The sequence below is a fragment of the Amycolatopsis sp. NPDC051128 genome (genome assembly GCF_040682715.1).
Lineage (GTDB): Bacteria > Actinomycetota > Actinomycetes > Mycobacteriales > Pseudonocardiaceae > Amycolatopsis.
This window is the reverse complement of sequence record NZ_JBFBBN010000025.1, coordinates 86,142-103,072: the sequence shown is the minus strand read 5'-3', so window position 1 is coordinate 103,072 and position 16,931 is coordinate 86,142. Positions and strand designations below refer to the sequence as shown.

Sequence of the window (16,931 nt, the reverse complement as noted above, 5' to 3'; positions counted from 1 at the left end):
AGCAGTGAACCTTTCCGATTTCGGCCTGGGCAGCTGGCCGGCGCGGCGCGCGCGGATCTCGCCGGACCGCACCGCCTTGGTGCAGCAGGACCGGACCCTGACCTACGCCGGGCTGGCCGACCGGGTCGAGCGCCTCGCCGGCGCGCTGACCCGGCTCGGCGTCCGCGCCGGTGACCGCGTGGCCTACCTCGGTGTCAACGACATCACCGTGTTCGAGACGCTCTTCGCCACCGCCCGGTGCGGCGCGATCTTCGTGCCGCTCAACTACCGGCTTTCCCCCGTGGAGATCCGGTACATGCTCGACGACAGCGGCGCGTCGGTCCTCGTGCACAGCCCGGACACCGACGAGCTGCTGAAGGATCCGTTGCCGGACACCCTGCGGCACGTCGTGGCGACGGACCCGGCGTCCTGTCCGGCCGGCGGGCTGGACTTCGAGGCGGAGCTGGCCACCTCCGGGGCCCTGCCGGCCACCGAGGTCCGGCTCGAAGACCCCTGCCTGCTGCTCTACACCTCCGGCACCACCGGCCGGCCGAAGGCGGCGGTACTCACCCACGCGAATCTCACCTGGAACACCGTCAACCAGCTCGCCCACCTCGACGTCCTGAGCTCCGACAAGGCGTTGTGCATCGCCCCGCTGTTCCACTGCGTCGGGCTGGGCCAGATCACGCTGCCGACGCTGTTCAAGGGCGGCAGCGTGGAACCGGTGGCCAGGGTCGATCCGGGCACCATCCTCGCCCGGATCGGCGAGGCCGGGATCACGAGCTTCTCCGCCGTCCCCACGATGCTCGAAATGCTGTGGCGCCACGAATCCTGGGACCGCACCGACCTCTCCTCGCTGACCTGCGTGGTCTACGGCGGGTCGCCGGTGGCCGAGCGCGTCGCCCGCGCGTGGCTCGACCGCGGTGTCCGGCTGCTGCAGGGCTACGGCATGACCGAGGCCTCCCCGGGCGTGTCGATGGGCACCCACGAGGGCACGCTCGACCACCCCGTCGCGGCCGGCGTGCCGCACTTCTTCACCGACGTGGCCGCGCTGGGTCCGGGCGACGCGCCGGAACCGCTCGGCGACGTCCCCGCCGAGCTGCTGGTGCGCGGCCCGCACGTCTTCGGCGGCTACTGGAACCGGCCCGAGGAGTCCCGGGCGAGCTTCGTCGACGGGGAGTGGTTCCGCACCGGCGACGTCGTGCGCGTCGACGACGACGGCTGGGCCCACATCGTCGACCGGGTCAAGGACATGATCATCTCGGGCGGCGAGAACGTCTACCCCGCCGAAATCGAAGCGGTCGCCGTCGGGCTCGACGAGGTCGACGCGTGCGCCGTGGTGGGCGTGCCCGACGAGCGCTGGGGTGAGGCCGGCGCCGCCTTCGTCGTCCGCCGGCCCGGCGCCCGGCTCGACGAAGCCGCGTTCCGCGCGCACCTCGGACAGCACCTCGCCCGCTACAAGGTTCCGAAGCACGTCCAGTTCACCGACGCCTTGCCCCGCAACGCCACCGGCAAGATCCGCCGCGTCGAACTCCGCGCGCTCGCCGCCGACACCTTCACGAACGGACCCGCATGACCACGGCTCTTCTGCCCCCTTCGCTGCGCCTGGAGCTGCAGGACGACGTCGCCGTGCTTCGGCTTTCGCGGCCGGAGAAGCGCAACGCGCTCGACGACGCCACCGTCCTCGGCCTCGAAGCGTTCTTCGGCGCCCCACCGCACGGAGTCAAGGCCGTCGTGCTCGACGCCGAAGGCGAGCACTTCTCCGCCGGGCTGGACCTCTCCGAGCTCACCGGGCGCGACGCGTTCGAAGGCCTGGAGCACTCGATGATGTGGCACCGCGCCTTCGAGCGGCTCGAACGCGGGCGGGTCCCGATCGTCGCCGTGCTCAAGGGCGCGGTCATCGGCGGTGGCCTGGAACTGGCCGCCGCCACGCACATCCGCGTCGCCGAGCCTTCGGCGTTCTACGCGCTGCCGGAGGGCCAGCGCGGCCTGTTCGTCGGCGGCGGCGGGTCGGTGCGGCTGCCCCGGCTGATCGGCGCGCACCGGATGGCCGACATGATGCTCACCGGCCGCGTCCTCGACGCCGACGAAGGCCACACCGCCGGGCTGTCGCAGTACCGCGTCGAGGCCGGCGAGGGCCTCGGCCACGCGCTGGACCTGGCCCGCAAGATGGCGGCGAACTCCGCCGTCACCAATTTCGCCGTCCTGCAGGCCCTCCCCCGCATCGCCGAAGCCAACCCGGCCGAGGGCTACCTGCTGGAGTCGCTGATGGCCGCGGTGGCCGGCGGCAGCGCCGAGGCGAAGGAGCGGATGCAGGCGTTCCTCGACAAGCGCGCCGGGAAGGTCGGCCGATGACGCCGGTGCTGCGCCCGGTCGCCCCCGACGTCCGGGAAACCACCGAGATCGGCCGCTACCTGGACTGGCTGGCCACGAACCGCGGCCATTCGTTCGACAACTACGCCGCGCTGCACCGCTGGTCGGTGACCGACCTCGACGGCTTCTGGTCGTCGGTCAAGGAATTCTTCGGCGTCCGGTTCCACTCCCCCGCCGACGCGGTCGTGCCCGACCCGCGGATGCCCGGCACCGAGTGGTTCCCCGGCGCGACCCTCAACTACGCCGAGCACGCGCTCGGCGGCCCCTCGGACGAGGTCGCCGTCATCGCGTATTCCCAGACGCGGGCGCGCACCGAGCTGACCTGGGCCGCGCTGCGCGACCAGGTGGCCCGGGCCCGCGCCGGCCTGACACGGCTCGGCGTCCGGCGCGGCGATCGCGTCGTGGCGTACCTGCCGAACATTCCCGAAGCCGTGGTCGCCTACCTCGCCGTGGCGAGCCTCGGCGCGATCTGGGCCTCCTGCGCCCCCGAGTTCGGCGCCCGGTCGGTGGTCGACCGGTTCGGCCAGATCGAACCGCGCGTGCTGCTGACCGTTTCCGGCTACCGCTACGGCGCCAAGGACATCGACCGCCGCGCCGAAGTCGCCGAGATCCGCGCCGGGCTGCCGACCGTCGAGCACGTCGTCCACGTGCCCTACGGCGACCACGACCTGCCGGACACCCTCCCCTGGAGCGACCTGCTCGCCGAGAGCGCGCCAGGGTTCGAACCGGTCGGCTTCGCGCACCCGCTGTGCGTGCTGTTCTCCTCCGGCACCACGGGAAAGCCGAAGGCGATCGTGCACGGCCACGGCGGGCTGCTGCTGGAGCACCTCAAGAACCACGGCCTCAGCTGGGACCTGCGTCCCGGCGACCGGCTGCTGTGGTTCTCCACCACCGCCTGGATGATGTGGAACGCGCTGGTGTCGGGGTTGCTCACCGGCGCGTCGATCGTGCTCGTCGACGGCAATCCGCTGCACCCGGACCTGGCCTGGCAGTGGCGGCTCGCGCACGAGACCCGCGCGACGCTGATGGGCGCGAGCCCCGGCTTCCTGATGGCGTGCCGGAAGGCCGGGCTCGACCCGGCCGCCGAGTTCGACCTGTCCGCGCTCCGGCAGATCGGCGCGGCCGGCAGCCCGCTGCCCGCCGAGGGTTTCCACTGGGTGCGGGACGTCTTCGGCCCGGGTCTCCTGCTCAACGTCGGCAGCGGCGGCACCGACGTGTGCAGCGGGATCGTCCAGGGCAGCCCGCTGCAGCCGGTGCGGGCCGGCGAGATCTCCGGGCCCTGCCTCGGCGTCGACGCCAAGGCGTTCGACGAGCACGGCGCCGAAGTCGTCGGCGAGCTGGGCGAGCTCGTCATCACCGCCCCGATGCCGTCCATGCCCGTCGGCTTCTGGGGCGACGACACGGGCTCGCGGTACCGCGAAACGTACTTCTCCACGTATCCCGGCGTCTGGCGGCACGGCGACTGGATCCGGTTCACCCCCGAAGGCGGTTGCGTCATCGCCGGGCGCTCGGACGCCACCCTCAACCGCGGCGGCGTCCGGCTGGGCACAGCCGAGTTCTACGCCGTCGTCGAAGAGCTGCCGGAAATCGACGACTCCCTCGTCGTGCACCTCGAAGACCCCGCGGGCGGCAACGGCGACCTCCGGCTGTTCGTCGTTCTCCGGGACGGCGTCTTGGACGCACCGCTACGCGAGAAGATCGCGACGGCGTTGAAGAGCGCGCTGTCGCCGCGGCACGTGCCGGACACGATCACCGCCGTCCCGGTGATCCCGCGCAACCGCACCGGGAAGAAACTGGAGCTGCCCGTGAAGAAACTCCTGCTCGGCGCCCGGGCCGACGACGTCGTCGGCCGGGACGTGCTGGCCGATCCCACCGCCCTGGACCACTTCGGGACGCTCGCATGAGCACCGTCGCGGTCGTCGGCACCGGCGTGATCGGCGCGAGCTGGGCCGCCCACTTCCTCGCCCATGGCCTCGACGTCGTCGCGACCGATCCGGCCTCCGACGCCGAGGAGAAGCTCCGCGACGACGTCACCGCCATCCTGCCGCCGGACGACGCGGCGATCGACCGGCTGCGGTTCGTCGCCGACGCCGGCGAAGCGGCCGCGGCGGCGGATTTCGTGCAGGAGAACGGTCCTGAGCGCGAGGACGTCAAGCACGCGCTGTTCGCCGTCCTCGACGAGGCCGCGCGGCCGGACGTCATCCTGGCGAGCAGCTCGTCCGGGCTGCTGCCCAGCGTCATCGCCCGTGGCTGCCCGCGCCATCCCGAGCGGGTCGTCATCGGGCACCCGTTCAACCCGCCGCACCTGATCCCCCTCGTCGAGGTCGTGCCCGGCCGCGACACCGCGCCCGAGGTCGTCGACCGGGCCGTGGAGTTCTACACCTCGGTCGGGAAGCGGCCGATCCGGTTGTCGCAGGAGCTGCCCGGGCACGTCGCGAACCGGCTCCAGGCCGCGCTGTGGCAGGAGGCGTATTCGCTGGTCGAACGCGGTGTCGCGACGGTCGCTGACATCGACACGGCGATCGCGTACGGGCCTGGGCTCCGGTGGGCCGTGCTCGGCCCGTTCGCCAACCAGCACCTCTCCGGCGGCGCGGGCGGACTGGCGCACGTCCTGCGTCACCTCGGCCCGCCCACCGAAGCGTGGTGGCGCGACCTGGGCCGCGTCCACCTCACCCCGGAGCTGGCCGAAACGCTCGTCGCCGGGGTCGACGCCGAGCTGGCCGGCACCGACCACGACCGCCTCGTCGCCGCCCGCGACGCCGTCCTCGACCGCCTGCTGGCCGCCAAGGCCGCGCAGCCCGACCTGCCCTGACCCAGGAGCTCCCGTGGATCTTTCCTCGCTGACCGCCATCGACGTCCACACCCACGTCGAACAGGACGGCCACGGCTGTTTCGCCCTCGACCAGGAACTCCTGGACGCGTCCGCGAAGTACTTCCGCGCCGGGCAGGACCGCACTCCGACGGTGACGACGATCGCGGAGCACTACCGGGCCAGGAAGATGGCCGCCGTCGTCTTCACGGTCGAGGCGCCCGCCGCGACCGGGCACCCCGCCCTGTCGAGCGAGGAGATCGCCGACGCCGCGGCCGAGCACCCGGACGTGCTGATCCCGTTCGGCTCGGTCGACCCGCACGCCGGCAAGGCCGCCGTGAGCCGCGCCCGCCGGCTGGTGACCGAGCACGGGGTGCGCGGGTTCAAGTTCCACCCGAGCCTGCAGGCGTTCGAGCCCAACGACGTCCGGTATTACCCGCTCTACGAAGCGATCCAGGAACTCGGCGTGCCCGCCCTGTTCCACACCGGGCAGACCGGGATCGGCGCCGGCCTGCCGGGCGGGCACGGCATCAAGCTGCGCTACTCGAACCCGATGCTGCTCGACGACGTCGCCGCCGACTTCCCGCACCTCACGGTGATCCTGGCGCACCCGTCGGTGCCGTGGCAGGACGAGGCGATCTCCGTCGCGACGCACAAGGCGAACGTGTACATCGACCTGTCCGGCTGGTCGCCGAAGTACTTCCCGCCGCAGCTGGTCCGCGCGGCGAACACGCTGCTGAAGCGCAAGGTCCTGTTCGGCTCGGACTTCCCGGTGATCACCCCGGACCGCTGGCTCGCCGACTTCGCGGAACTCGACCTCAAAGACGAGGTGCGGCCGCTGATCCTGAAGGACAACGCCGTCAAGGTCCTCGGCCTGGGCTGAGGTTTGTCCGCTTGGTCCCCGGGCATCCGCAGCTTCGAGGTCTCACGATCGGAGGCGGCGACGTGGCGGAGGGTGACGTGCACACGTACTACGAAGACGGGCTGTGGAAGAACCGGGTCGAGGGTGGCAGCCGGGCATCCAACACGTCTCCCCGCCGCGTCGACGCCGTGCTGGCCGGCCGGCAGATCGCGAAGAAGCGACACGTCGGCCACGTGGTCCACACCCCGGACGGCGACGTCGAGACCGAACGCGACTACCGGGCCCGCCGTCCCCCGCGCTGAACCGCCGCGACGCTCCCGGCCAGGCAGGCCCGGAGCCGTGGCTGCCTGGCCGGCACGGCGAACTCCTCGACGTCGCCGCGGTCCTCGGCCGGCGGCAGGAGGACCAGCAGCGCGCGGTTCCGCGCGGCCACGGCGGAGGTCCACGCGGACGGTGGCCGGCCGGCGGGCACGGGACGGCCGTTGGCGAGGATCACCGCCGTCGCCGGATCACCCGAAAGCTCCAGCTCGCACGTGACGCTGAGCGGCCAGAGGCCACCGCGCCACTCCCACGGGGCCGGCAGCGCCAGCCCGGCCGAAGCCAGCAGCCGGAACAGCCCGAGGTGGTCGAACGGGTCGCCGGGGTGCAGGAAGAGCACCGGGTGCGCGAGGTGGTCGTCGTAGGTCAGCAGCTCGAACTGGGCTCGGAACGGCAGCGGGTGGGCCATGGCGCCTCCTCCGGCGGGCTCGGCACCGCGTACCCGGCCCCGGCGCCGACAACCCCCGCGAAGACGCTCGTCCACAGTAGACGAAGACCCGGTATGCGGCGTCCCGTGCCGTACTTCCCTTCCCCCGCACCGGAAACACGTCGCCACGCCGGGTTCACCGGCGGGCCAGCACCGCCCACACGGTCTTGCCGCCGGACCCGGACCGGCTGCTCCCCCACAGCTTCGCGACCTTGGTGACCAGGCGCAGGCCGAGTCCCGCCGCGACCGGATCGAGCCCCTCCCGCAAGACGGCGGGGCGCGCGCTTTCGTCGGCCACCTCGACGGTCAGCATCCGGCGGCGCAGCTCGAGCCGCAGCCGGGGCACCGAATCGGTGTGCCGGAGCGCGTTTTCGACGAGTTCGGTCGCGATCAGCTCGGCGTCCTCGGCCAGCTCGGGCACCATCCACTCGCCGCAGACGCCCCGTACGAACCCCCGGGCACTGGCCGAGGCGAGCGGCGACCGGGCCAGCAGCCGGCTCACCCGACGGCGTGCCGGCCGGGGCAGCGCGGCTTCCGCCGTGTCGTGGTCGGGGTAGACGGGCACGCGCCGGTCCACCAGCGCCGCCCGTTGTTCGGGCCGGCCGGTCACGAGGGCGAAGGGGATCGCCGGCCAGTCGCCGACCCGCCGGGCGACGAGGGTGAACACCCTGGCCAGCGCGCGGTCGCGAAGCTCGAGCCGTTCGATGTCGACCACCACGCCGTCCTCGGAATCCGCCGCGAACTCGAGCAGCCGGTCACGCAGCTGCGGGTAGGTCGTCCGGTCGAGCACGCCGACGACCGACGCTCTCGCCGGCGCGCCGCGCCGCGAAACCAGCCACACGGAACTGTGCCGGGCAAGCACCGGGACCACCTCCTCCGGGGTCGATCACCCGGTTCGGATATCCGGTCCCGAACCCGTCAAACGGCGGATTCCCGGTTCACCGGTCACGTCACGCGGGTGGCAGGCCTCCGCTGTCGGTGTTCTCTTCGTCGTCCCCGGCGGGCCGGGACTCCTGGTCACGGAACGTCGGCTCGGTGTGCTCGGCGCCGACGTCGGCGTCGTCTTCCATGCTCTCGGCGGTCACGGGGTCGAGTTCGGGAGTGCTCACGGCTTCCTCCGATCGGGCGAAACCCGGGGCATACCCGGCGGATCGGCGGCCGAAACGCGTTTGCCGTCCGCGCCGCCGGGCAAGCGGTCCCCGCGGGCCCCCAGGGGCTCGGCGAAGTCGCTTCCTGCCGCGTCCGGGCGGCCTCCCCCGCGGCCAGCCCGCGGCGACGAGCCCGGCCATGTGTACATCCTCCCGGCCGGGGTATCCCGATCATCCCGGCAATACCCGTGCCGAGCCGGGAGAAACCGACTCGAGGAGACCACCATCGCCACCGCGGTCCTGTTCGACGTCGACGGCACGCTCGTCGACTCCAACTACCTCCACGTCCACGCCTGGCGCCGGGCGTTCCACGCGCTGGACCGGAACGTCGACTCCTGGCGCGTGCACCGGGCGATCGGGAAGGGATCCGGCAAGCTGCTGAGCACCCTGCTGGGCGAGGAAGACGCCGACCGCGTCGGGGAAAAGGCGAAGGAGCTGCACAGCCGCTTCTACCTGGAGTCGGCCGAGCTGCTGCGGCCGTTCGACCGGGCCCCCGAACTCGTCCGCGTCCTGGCGGAGCGCGGGGTGCGCGTGGTGCTGGCGACGTCGGCCGGGCCCGACGAGCTGGGCGCGCTGCGCCGGGTCCTCGACGTCGACGACGTGGTCGCGGGCATCGTCTCCGGCGACGACGTCGAAGCGACCAAGCCCGACCCCGAACCGGTGTTCGCGGCGCTCGACCGGGCCGGGACGGCCCCGGAGGACACGATCTTCGTCGGCGACGCGGTCTGGGACGTCCACGCCGCCACCAAGGCCGGCGTCCGCACGGTTTCGGTGCTCTCCGGCGGGATCGGCGCGGCGGAGCTGACCGACGCGGGCGCGGTCGCGGTCTACGACGACGCCGCGGCCCTGCTGGCCGGTCTCGACGACAGCGTGCTGGCCGGCCTGTTCGGCTGATTCAGCCGAACATCCCCGGCTCGTACGCGCCGCCCTTCTGGTGGACGATCACCGCGAGCCGGTTGGCCGAGTTCATCTGCGCGACCAGGGCGATCAGCGCGGCGGTCCGGTCGTCGTCGTAGTGCTTGCGCACCCGGGCCCAGGTGTCGTCGGAGACGCCCGGGGCGGCATCGGCGATCCGGGTGCCCTCCTCGGCCAGCGCCAGCGCCGCCTGCTCGGCTTCGGTGAACACCGTCGCCTCGCGCCACGCCGCTACCAGGTTGATCCGCACGGCGGATTCCCCGGCGGCCGCGAGCTCTTTGGTGTGGATGTCGACGCACCAGCCGCAGCCGTTGATCTGGCTGACGCGCAGCGACACCAGCTCCTGCGTGATCTTCTCGAGCGGTGACTGGATGATCGCCAGGCTCGCGGTGCCGAACCGCTTGGCGAACTTGGCGCCGATTTCGTTGCCGGTCAAGCTGAAACGGGGTTCCATGGTCTGATCCTCACTGGGGTCTGGCGTTGCGGACGACCATGAGATGCCGGGCGGCCCGGCACCCGTGACACCCCCGGCACGTGACGACCGTCACCGGCCGCCGGTGTCACGCGGGCGCGGTGCCCGGCATCTGGTGGGAAACCCGCCCGGAACGAACAGGAGCCCCCCATGGCCGGCCCGGACCCCGCCACCGAGGCGTTCGTCGCCCACCGCGACCTGCTGTTCACCGTCGCCTACCAGATGCTCGGCTCGGCCGCCGACGCCGAAGACGTCCTGCAGGAGACGTGGTTGCGGTGGGTCGGCGTGGACCTCGCCGACGTGCGGGACCGGCGCGCGTACCTGGTCCGGATCACCACCCGCCAGGCACTGATGCGGCTGCGGACCCTCGGCCGCCGCAAGGAGTCCTACGTCGGCCCGTGGCTGCCCGAGCCGCTGCTGACCGCGCCCGACGTCGCCGACGACGTCGAGCTGGCCGACAGCGTGTCGATGGCGATGCTGCTGGTGCTCGAGACGCTCACGCCGGCCGAGCGGGCGGTCTTCGTCCTGCGGGAGGTGTTCGACCTGGCCTACGACGAGATCGCCGAAGCCGTCGGCAAGACCCCGGCCACGGTCCGCCAGATCGCCCACCGGGCCCGGTCCCACGTCGCCGCGCGCCGGCCGCGCGGAACGGTCTCCCCGGCGACCACGCGGGACGCCCTCGAAGCGTTCCGGCGCGCCGTCGCCACGGGAGACCTGCGGGAGCTGCTCGACATCCTCGCGCCGGACGTCGTGTTCCTCGGCGACGGCGGCGGCGTCGTGCGGGCCGTGCTCGCCCCGGTCGTCGGGGCCCGCGACGTCGCCCGCCTGCTGACCGCCGGCCTGGGCAACCTCGCCGCCGCCGGATCGCTGCGGCCGGCCCAGGTCAACGGCTACCCGGCGCTGATCCTCCACCGTGACACCGAAACCGGCACCGAAATCGACACCGTCGTCGCGGTCCGCGTCGACGACGGCCTGATCACCGGGCTGTACGCGGTGCGCAATCCGGAGAAGCTGTCGCGGTTGGCGCGGGCGACCCCGCTGCGCCGCTGAGCCACCCGCGCTCCCCCGTCGTCACTCGGTGGCGGTGGCCGCGGCGATGATGACCTCCGCCACGACGTCCGGCCGGGACACGGCGACCGCGTGGGACGCCTCGACCCGCTGGACGGTCGAAGACGCGCGTTCGGCCATGAACTCCTGAGCCGCGGCGGGAATCGCGTTGTCCTGCGTGGCGATCAGCGTCCACGAGGGCAGCTTGGTCCACGCCGGCGTTCCCTCGAACGGCGCGGCCAGTGCCTGCTGCGCGACCGGCCGCTGGGTGACCGCCATGACCGCGGCGGTGTCCGCGGGCACGTCGGCGGCGAAGACCTCGGCGAAGTCCGCGGCCTTGATCGACAGCTCGGGCTCGCCGTCGTGGACGAGGACGTTCGTGGTCTCCGGGCCGAGCTTGGCGCCGGGGTAGCGGCCGGACAGCTCGAACACGCTCTCCCCCGCGTCGGGCTGGAACGCGGCGACGTAGACCAGCGCGCGGACGTTCGGCGTCTCGGTGGCCGCGCGGCTGATCAGCGCGCCGCCGTAGGAGTGCCCGGCCAGGACCACGGGACCGGACACGCCGTTGACGACCGAAGCGACGTACGCCGCGTCGGACTCGACACCGCGCAGGGGATTCGCCACCGCGACGACCGGATAGCCGTCCTCTCGCAGCTTCGAGACGACGCCGGTCCAGCTCGAGGAGTCGGCGAACGCGCCGTGGACCAGGACGATGGTGGGCTTGCTCATGGCTGGCTCCTTAGGGAGAACGATCGGTCTTTCTGCCTGCAACTATGACCCTCCGGCACCGCCGTGACAATGTGACGAAGCCGATCTGGCAGAACGATCGGTCTTTCTCTATGGTGGGTGGATGAAGCCTGAGCACCCGAAGGAGAGGCTGCTCGCGACCGCGTCCCGGCTCTTCTACGCCGAGGGCATCCACGCGGTCGGGGTCGAGCGGCTGGTCTCCGAAGCGGCCGTGACCCGCGCGACCTTCTACCGGCACTACCCCACGAAGGACGACCTCGTCGCGGCCTACCTCACCGCCACGAGCCGGCAGATCCGCGCCGCCGTCGACGCGGCGCGGGCGGGCAAGCCCCCGCGCGCGGCGCTGGCCGACACCCTGGGCGTCGTCGGCGACGCGACCCGCGGCGAAGACTTCCGCGGCTGCCAGTTCCTCAACGCCGCCGCGGAGTACCCCGACCCCGGCCACCGGGTGCGCCAGGTCATCGACGACCACCGCGACTGGTTCTTCGGGGTGCTCCGCGAGCAGGCCGCCGCGCTCGGCCACCCCGACCCCGACCACGCGGCGCGCGTGCTCGTCCTGCTGCGCGACGGCGCGCTGCACGGCGGCGAACTCGACGACGCCGAGACGGTGCGCGCGACCCTCCGCCGGGCCGTCGAGGACTTCTTCCCCGCCTGAGCGGACCAGCTTCACCTGCGTAAACCCAGCGCAACTACGCCGAACGGGTTACGTTGAGCACGTAAGGTGACGGAGGTGCGGCATGGCGGCAAGCGACGCGTCGCGCGTCCCGGCGTGGCTGGAGCCGATGCTCGCCAAGGCCGACGGCGGCCGGCTGCGCAGCGGCCCGGAGTGGGCCTACGAATACAAGCTGGACGGTTACCGCGCGGCCATGCGGATCGGCCCGACCGGCACCACCATGCTCACCAGCCGCAACAACATCGACTTCACCGCCGAATTCGCCGACCTCGCCGGCGTGCTCGCACCGGCCCTGGACGGCCGGGCCGCCTACCTCGACGGCGAGGTCGTCGTCTACGGCGAGGACGGCCGGATCGACTTCGAACTCATGCAGGAGCGCCGTGGCCGCTACGTCCGGCACCAGAGCTCGCTGCGCCGCGCCGAACCATTCGACGACATCCCCGTGCGGTTCCTGGCTTTCGACCTGCTCCAGCTCGGTGATCGCCCGCTGCTCACCACGCCGTACGACGAACGCCGCCGCCTGCTGACCGGCCTGCCGATGCCGGACCCCTACCGCGTCTCGGTGGTGCGCGCGGTCACCTTCGACGAGCTCGCCGCCGATCGGCGCACCCCGGCCGACTTCCTCGCCGACGCCGCGTCCGCCGGCTACGAGGGCGTCGTCGCGAAACTGCGCAGCTCCGGCTACGCGCCCGGGCAGCGGCCGGACTACTGGCTCAAGCACCCGCTGATCCGGACGCAGGAGGTGATCGTCTGCGGCTGGCGCCCCGGTCAGCACAGCTTCACCGGCACCCTCGGCGGCCTGCTGCTCGGCGCGCACGACCCCGGCACCGGCGACCTCGTCTACATCGGCGACGTCGGCACGGGCTTCAGCCAGGCCACGCGCGCCGACCTGCGGGACCGGCTGACGCGGCTCGAACGCCGCACCCATCCGTTCGCCGAGACGCCGCCGCGGGAGGACACCGTCCGCGCCCGCTGGGTCGAACCGCTGCTGGTGGGCGAGATCGTCTACCGGCAGTTCACCCGCGCCGGCCGCGTCCGCCACACCGCGTGGCGCGGACTGCGGGCCGACAAGGAACCCGGGGAAGTCCTCGCTCCGCGCGCGGCCCCCCGGCCGCCCGCCGCCCCGCCCCCACCCGAACCGGCGGGGCAGCGAATCACCGTCCAGGCGGGGAACCGGCGGCTCACTTTGTCCAATTTGGACAAAGTGTTGTACCCGGCGGACGGGTTCACCAAGGGCGAGGTGATCAACTACTACTCCCGCGTCGCCCCGGTCCTGCTGCCGCACCTCGCCGGCCGGCCGGTCACATTCGTCCGCTACCCGAACGGCGTCAGCGGCGAGAAGTGGTTCGAGAAGAACGTCCCGAACGGCGCGCCCTCCTGGCTGCGCACCGTCCGGCTGCCGAGCACCGGCTCGCGCGGCAGCGGCGAAACCATCGACTACCCGCTTCTCGGCGAGCTCCCGGACCTGGTGTGGGCGGCGAACCTGGCCGCGCTCGAACTCCACGTTCCCCAGTGGACGGTGGAGCCGGGCGGCGCGCGGCGGCCACCGGACCGGCTGGTGTTCGACCTCGACCCCGGACCCGGCACGACGATCGTCGACTGCTGCCGCGTCGCCGAACGCCTCCACGACGTCCTCGTCGCCGACGGCCTCACCCCGTACGCGAAAACCTCGGGTTCGAAGGGCATGCAGCTCTGCTGCGGCATCCGCACCGAAGACCCGGCGGCCCCGTCCGCCTACGCCAAGCGGCTGGCCCAGCGGCTCGCGCGAGAGACACCGGAGTCGGTGACGGCGGTGATGGCCAAGGACCGGCGCACCGGGCGGGTGTTCATCGACTGGAGCCAGAACAACCCGGCGAAGACCACGGTCGCGCCGTATTCGTTGCGCGGCCGCGACCACCCGACGGTGTCGACCCCGGTCACCTGGGACGAGGTCCGCGCCTGCAGACACGTCCACCACCTGACGTTCACCGCCGAGGAGGTCCTCGACCGCGTCGAGGACCACGGCGACCTCCTGGCCGGCCTGGACGACAGCCGCGCGCCGCTCCCGGCCGGTTAGGCCGCGCGCCGGCCGCGGTGGTTCGGACCGCTTCCCGCCGTGCCGCCGCTGATCGTGTTCTTCTTCGCGCGGCGCCACTTCCTCGCCGGGATCACGACGGAAGGTCCCAGTCCCACTCGGTGATCGCGGTGCGCATCAGCCGCGCCGCGGCCGGGAGGTGGCTGCCGGTGTTCCAGAACAACGTGATCGTGCGGCGGCAGTCGGGATCGTCCACCGGGATCCAGGCCACCGGCGTCCGGGCGGCGACCCGCCGGGCCATCGCGGGGTTGAGGCCGATGCCGAGTCCCGCGCTGATCAGTTCCTGGATGGCGCCGGGCTCGTCACCTTCGAAGACGATCTTCGGGGTCAGGTCGCGGGCCGCGAACAACCGGTCGAGGAGACGGCGGTGCCAGTGTCCTCGGCGGGCGGTGATGAACGGCTGGCCGACGAGGTCCTCGACGCGGACCGAGGCGCGGCCCGCCAGGGGGTGGCCGAGAGGCGTGGCCACCCACACCGGTTCGTCCAGCAGCTCGACGCCGGTCAGGCCTTCGACCGGGATCGGTTGCGCGGCAACGCAGAGGTCGACCTCCTGGGCCAGCAGGGCCCGCGCCATCCCGTCGGCGGGCAGCTGGTGCAGCTCGACCTCGACGGCCGGGTGGGCCCGCTTGAACGCCGCGAGCGGGCCGATGAGCGTGAGGAACGTTTCCGACGCCAGCCGCACGGTGCCGAAGCCTTCGCTCACGGCCTCGGCGACCGCGCGCCGTCCCGCGTCGAGCTCGCCGAGGGAGCGTTCGACGTAGCCACGGAAGAGCTTCCCGGCGTCGTTCAGCCGGAGCCGGCCCGCGCGGTCGAACAGCGGCGTGCCGAGTTCGCTCTCCAGCCGGGCGATCGTCCGGCTCAGTGAAGGCTGGGCGACGCGCAGTTCCTCGGCCGCGCGGCTGAGGTGTTCCAGCCGCGCCACCACGAGGAACTGCCTCAGCGTGCTCAGGTCCACGTCATGCCTCCCAGGACATAACCGCATAGCGATATTGATCTTAGACAGGATAACTCGGAAGTCATAGCGTCGAGGCGTGAAACCGAGAACGAACCCCGTTGGCTGGGTGCTGCGGGCCGTGACCAGCGCGCACGTCGCGGCGATCGCCGGGCAGCCGGTGTTCGCCGGGGTGTACCTCAGCGGCGACTACGACGGCCTGCGGCTGCACGCGGCCGGCGCGGACGTCGTCTCCTCCGTCGCCTACCTGCAGCTGATCGTCGCGATCGTGGTCTGGGCCCGGCTGCGGCTGGCCTGGCCGTTCCTCGCCACGGTACCGCTGGTGGCGGCCGAGACGGCGCAGTACTTCGCCGGGCTGGACGGCGCGCTGTGGCTGCACCTCCCGCTGGGCGTGCTGACCATCGCCGCTCTCGTCGTGCTGGTCGTCGCCGTGTGGCGGCAGCCGCTGCGACCGCGGGAGGCCGGCGATGCGTGATCTCTCCCGGCGCCAGGTGCTGGGCCTCGGCGGCGCCTTGGGCCTGCTGGCCGCCACCGGGCTGTCCACCGCGGCCGCGCTGTCCCGGCGCCCGGCCGTCACCGGCGCCGAACTGCGCAGCGCCGTGCCGCTGCCGCCCGCGTTCCAGGTGCCGCTCCCGCTGCCCGCCGTGCTGAAGCCGGTGGCACCCGGCCGCTACGAAATCACCCAGCGCGTGGCGGAAGTGGAGATCCTGCCCGGGATCCGGACGCCGATGTGGACCTACGGGGGCACGTTCCCGGGGCCGACGATCGAGTCGCGCCGCGGTCGGCCGATCACCGTGACCCACCGCAACGAGCTGCCCGTGCCGACCGTGGTGCACCTGCACGGCGGGCGCACCCCGGCGGACTCCGACGGCTACCCGACCGACCTGGTGCTGCCGGGAGACTGGGCGGCGGACCACCACGCCATGCCCGACCCGCGGGCCGTGCGGACGCACCTGACCCGCGACTACACGTTCCCGCTGGACCAGCGGTCCGCGTTGCTCTGGTACCACGACCACCGGATGGACTTCACGGCCCCGGCGATCTGGCGCGGCCTGGCCGGGCTGCACGTCGTGCGGGACGACGCCGAGGACGCGCTCGGCCTGCCGTCCGGGCCGCGGGAGCTGCCGCTGATGATCGCCGACCGGGCCTTCACCGCCGACGGCGGTCTCGACTACCCGTCGCTGGACGGCACGCTGCGCGAACGGCCGGGCGTGCGGGACAGCTTCCTGGGCGGCGTCCTCGGCGACGTCATCCTGGTCAACGGCGCCCCGTGGCCGGTGCACGAGGCCGACGCGGCGCGGTACCGGCTGCGCGTCCTGAACGCGTCGAACGCGCGGCACTACGAACTCGAAGCGGTCACCGACGACGGCCGCCGGCTCGACCTCGTCCAGATCGGCGCCGACCAAGGCCTTCTCGCGGCGCCGGTCTCCCACGGGTCCCTGCCCATCGCGCCGGCGGAACGCTACGACCTGGTCGTCGACTTCACGGGTCTCCCGGTCGGCAGCCGCGTCCGGCTCGTCAACCGGCTCGGCTCCGGGCGCACCGGCGAGGTGATGGCGTTCCGGATCGCCCGCACCGCCCGCGACGACAGCCGGATCCCGCCGGTCCTGTCGACGGACCTGCCGTCGTGGGACCACCCCGTGCGCGTGCGCGAGTTCTCCTTCCGCGCCGGGCGGCTGCCGGGCGGCGGGCACGGCTGGCTCGTCGGCGGGCTGCCGTTCGACCCGGCCCGTGCCGACGTCACCGTCCGGCTCGGCGACGTCGAGGTGTGGCGGCTGGTCGCGGACGTCCACCACCCGGTCCACCTGCACCTGGCCGGCTTCCGGGTGCTGTCCCGCGGCGGCCGGCCGCCGCGGCCGCACGACGCGGGGCTCAAGGACACCGTCTCGCTGCGGCCGGGGGAAGCGGTGGAGATCATCACCCGGTTCGACGGCTACCGCGGCCGGTTCCTCTTCCACTGCCACAACGCCGAACACGAGGACATGGGCATGATGGCCAACCTCGAAGTGACCTGACCCGGAAACCCGCAACTCTGCCCGATTGGCCCGATTGGACCGGTTTCAGGTGCTCGCCCACAGCCGTGGTTGGGGGGTGGATTGGGAGGGATTAGAAGGCATGGGGACAAGAGGCGAGAA

Annotated in this window: 18 protein-coding genes; 12 read left to right on the top strand and 6 right to left on the bottom strand. The window is 72.7% G+C overall.

Annotated elements, in window-relative coordinates; genetic code table 11:
• Positions 1-4 precede the first annotated feature (4 nt).
• The 6 genes from AB0M82_RS24625 to AB0M82_RS24600 all read left to right on the top strand — a co-directional run bounded on the left by AB0M82_RS24625 (position 5) and on the right by AB0M82_RS24600 (position 6,325).
• The gene (locus tag AB0M82_RS24625; protein WP_364726028.1) at positions 5-1,555 is read left to right on the top strand and encodes a long-chain fatty acid--CoA ligase; all 1,551 of its coding nucleotides are present in this window, start codon (positions 5-7) and stop codon (positions 1,553-1,555) included.
• A complete protein-coding gene (locus tag AB0M82_RS24620) occupies positions 1,552-2,334 on the top strand; it encodes a crotonase/enoyl-CoA hydratase family protein (RefSeq protein ID WP_364726025.1) in 783 nt (260 codons plus the stop codon). The genes AB0M82_RS24625 and AB0M82_RS24620 overlap by 4 nt, the downstream gene beginning before the upstream one ends.
• Positions 2,331-4,256: an acetoacetate--CoA ligase gene (locus AB0M82_RS24615; RefSeq protein WP_364726022.1), complete on the top strand. Its 1,926-nt coding sequence runs from the start codon at positions 2,331-2,333 to the stop codon at positions 4,254-4,256. The genes AB0M82_RS24620 and AB0M82_RS24615 overlap by 4 nt, the downstream gene beginning before the upstream one ends.
• Positions 4,253-5,164, top strand: a complete 912-nt coding sequence (locus AB0M82_RS24610; protein ID WP_364726019.1) for a 3-hydroxyacyl-CoA dehydrogenase NAD-binding domain-containing protein — start codon at positions 4,253-4,255, stop codon at positions 5,162-5,164. The genes AB0M82_RS24615 and AB0M82_RS24610 overlap by 4 nt, the downstream gene beginning before the upstream one ends.
• 13 nt (positions 5,165-5,177) lie before the next feature.
• On the top strand, positions 5,178-6,044 hold the full coding sequence (gene couO, locus AB0M82_RS24605; RefSeq protein ID WP_364726016.1) for a 4-hydroxyphenyl-beta-ketoacyl-CoA hydrolase: 867 nt from the start codon (positions 5,178-5,180) through the stop codon (positions 6,042-6,044).
• A 62-nt stretch (positions 6,045-6,106) separates the two neighbouring features.
• Positions 6,107-6,325 (top strand): DUF2188 domain-containing protein, encoded by a 219-nt coding sequence (locus AB0M82_RS24600; protein WP_364726014.1) that lies wholly within the window; start codon positions 6,107-6,109, stop codon positions 6,323-6,325.
• On the opposite strand, the gene AB0M82_RS24595 is transcribed toward AB0M82_RS24600, so the two are convergent.
• The 3 genes from AB0M82_RS24595 to AB0M82_RS24585 form a co-directional block, all read right to left on the bottom strand.
• Positions 6,298-6,750, bottom strand: a complete 453-nt coding sequence (locus tag AB0M82_RS24595) for a hypothetical protein (protein WP_364726012.1) — start codon at positions 6,748-6,750, stop codon at positions 6,298-6,300. The genes AB0M82_RS24600 and AB0M82_RS24595 overlap by 28 nt on opposite strands.
• Before the next feature lie 154 nt (positions 6,751-6,904).
• Complete coding sequence (locus AB0M82_RS24590; protein ID WP_364726010.1) at positions 6,905-7,630, bottom strand: ATP-binding protein; 726 nt, start codon at positions 7,628-7,630, stop codon at positions 6,905-6,907.
• Between the two features lie 88 nt (positions 7,631-7,718).
• Positions 7,719-7,877 (bottom strand): hypothetical protein, encoded by a 159-nt coding sequence (locus tag AB0M82_RS24585; protein ID WP_364726008.1) that lies wholly within the window; start codon positions 7,875-7,877, stop codon positions 7,719-7,721.
• Between the two features lie 180 nt (positions 7,878-8,057).
• On the opposite strand from AB0M82_RS24585, the gene AB0M82_RS24580 reads away from it, so the two are divergent.
• Positions 8,058-8,810, top strand: coding sequence for an HAD family hydrolase (locus tag AB0M82_RS24580; protein WP_364726006.1), 753 nt, complete (start codon positions 8,058-8,060; stop codon positions 8,808-8,810).
• A 1-nt stretch (position 8,811) separates the two neighbouring features.
• Here AB0M82_RS24580 and AB0M82_RS24575 read toward each other — a convergent pair whose 3' ends face one another.
• Positions 8,812-9,285, bottom strand: a complete 474-nt coding sequence (locus AB0M82_RS24575; RefSeq protein WP_364726003.1) for a carboxymuconolactone decarboxylase family protein — start codon at positions 9,283-9,285, stop codon at positions 8,812-8,814.
• Positions 9,286-9,453: 168 nt separating this feature from the next.
• Between AB0M82_RS24575 and AB0M82_RS24570 the strand changes: the two genes are divergently transcribed.
• The gene (locus AB0M82_RS24570; protein ID WP_364726001.1) at positions 9,454-10,353 is read left to right on the top strand and encodes an RNA polymerase sigma-70 factor; all 900 of its coding nucleotides are present in this window, start codon (positions 9,454-9,456) and stop codon (positions 10,351-10,353) included.
• 21 nt (positions 10,354-10,374) lie between these two features.
• On the opposite strand, the gene AB0M82_RS24565 is transcribed toward AB0M82_RS24570, so the two are convergent.
• Positions 10,375-11,079 carry an alpha/beta hydrolase gene (locus AB0M82_RS24565; protein ID WP_364725998.1) on the bottom strand — a complete coding sequence of 235 codons (705 nt, stop codon included), beginning with the start codon at positions 11,077-11,079 and terminating at the stop codon, positions 10,375-10,377.
• 121 nt (positions 11,080-11,200) lie between these two features.
• Here AB0M82_RS24565 and AB0M82_RS24560 point away from each other — a divergent pair, with 121 nt between their 5' ends.
• Together AB0M82_RS24560 and ligD are read left to right on the top strand one after the other, a co-directional pair.
• A complete protein-coding gene (locus AB0M82_RS24560) occupies positions 11,201-11,752 on the top strand; it encodes a helix-turn-helix domain-containing protein (protein WP_364725995.1) in 552 nt (183 codons plus the stop codon).
• 82 nt (positions 11,753-11,834) lie between these two features.
• Positions 11,835-13,826 carry a DNA ligase D gene (ligD, locus tag AB0M82_RS24555; protein ID WP_364725992.1) on the top strand — a complete coding sequence of 664 codons (1,992 nt, stop codon included), beginning with the start codon at positions 11,835-11,837 and terminating at the stop codon, positions 13,824-13,826.
• A 91-nt stretch (positions 13,827-13,917) separates the two neighbouring features.
• Here ligD and AB0M82_RS24550 read toward each other — a convergent pair whose 3' ends face one another.
• Positions 13,918-14,799, bottom strand: coding sequence for a LysR family transcriptional regulator (locus AB0M82_RS24550; RefSeq protein WP_364725990.1), 882 nt, complete (start codon positions 14,797-14,799; stop codon positions 13,918-13,920).
• Positions 14,800-14,875: 76 nt separating this feature from the next.
• Between AB0M82_RS24550 and AB0M82_RS24545 the strand changes: the two genes are divergently transcribed.
• Both AB0M82_RS24545 and AB0M82_RS24540 read left to right on the top strand, forming a co-directional pair.
• The gene (locus tag AB0M82_RS24545) at positions 14,876-15,271 is read left to right on the top strand and encodes a hypothetical protein (RefSeq protein WP_364725987.1); all 396 of its coding nucleotides are present in this window, start codon (positions 14,876-14,878) and stop codon (positions 15,269-15,271) included.
• Positions 15,264-16,811 (top strand): multicopper oxidase domain-containing protein, encoded by a 1,548-nt coding sequence (locus AB0M82_RS24540; protein WP_364725984.1) that lies wholly within the window; start codon positions 15,264-15,266, stop codon positions 16,809-16,811. The genes AB0M82_RS24545 and AB0M82_RS24540 overlap by 8 nt, the downstream gene beginning before the upstream one ends.
• Positions 16,812-16,931: the final 120 nt, after the last annotated feature.

Excerpts from the sequence above, each read along its gene's own strand:
- AB0M82_RS24595 (WP_364726012.1), bottom strand. The coding sequence starts at position 6,750 with ATGGCCCACCCGCTGCCGTTCCGAGCCCAGTTCGAGCTGCTGACCTAC.
- AB0M82_RS24610 (WP_364726019.1), top strand. The coding sequence starts at position 4,253 with ATGAGCACCGTCGCGGTCGTCGGCACCGGCGTGATCGGCGCGAGCTGG.
- ligD (WP_364725992.1), top strand. The coding sequence starts at position 11,835 with ATGGCGGCAAGCGACGCGTCGCGCGTCCCGGCGTGGCTGGAGCCGATG.
- AB0M82_RS24575 (WP_364726003.1), bottom strand. The coding sequence starts at position 9,285 with ATGGAACCCCGTTTCAGCTTGACCGGCAACGAAATCGGCGCCAAGTTC.
- AB0M82_RS24615 (WP_364726022.1), top strand. The coding sequence starts at position 2,331 with ATGACGCCGGTGCTGCGCCCGGTCGCCCCCGACGTCCGGGAAACCACC.
- AB0M82_RS24570 (WP_364726001.1), top strand. The coding sequence starts at position 9,454 with ATGGCCGGCCCGGACCCCGCCACCGAGGCGTTCGTCGCCCACCGCGAC.
- AB0M82_RS24540 (WP_364725984.1), top strand. The coding sequence starts at position 15,264 with ATGCGTGATCTCTCCCGGCGCCAGGTGCTGGGCCTCGGCGGCGCCTTG.
- AB0M82_RS24620 (WP_364726025.1), top strand. The coding sequence starts at position 1,552 with ATGACCACGGCTCTTCTGCCCCCTTCGCTGCGCCTGGAGCTGCAGGAC.
- AB0M82_RS24565 (WP_364725998.1), bottom strand. The coding sequence starts at position 11,079 with ATGAGCAAGCCCACCATCGTCCTGGTCCACGGCGCGTTCGCCGACTCC.
- AB0M82_RS24560 (WP_364725995.1), top strand. The coding sequence starts at position 11,201 with ATGAAGCCTGAGCACCCGAAGGAGAGGCTGCTCGCGACCGCGTCCCGG.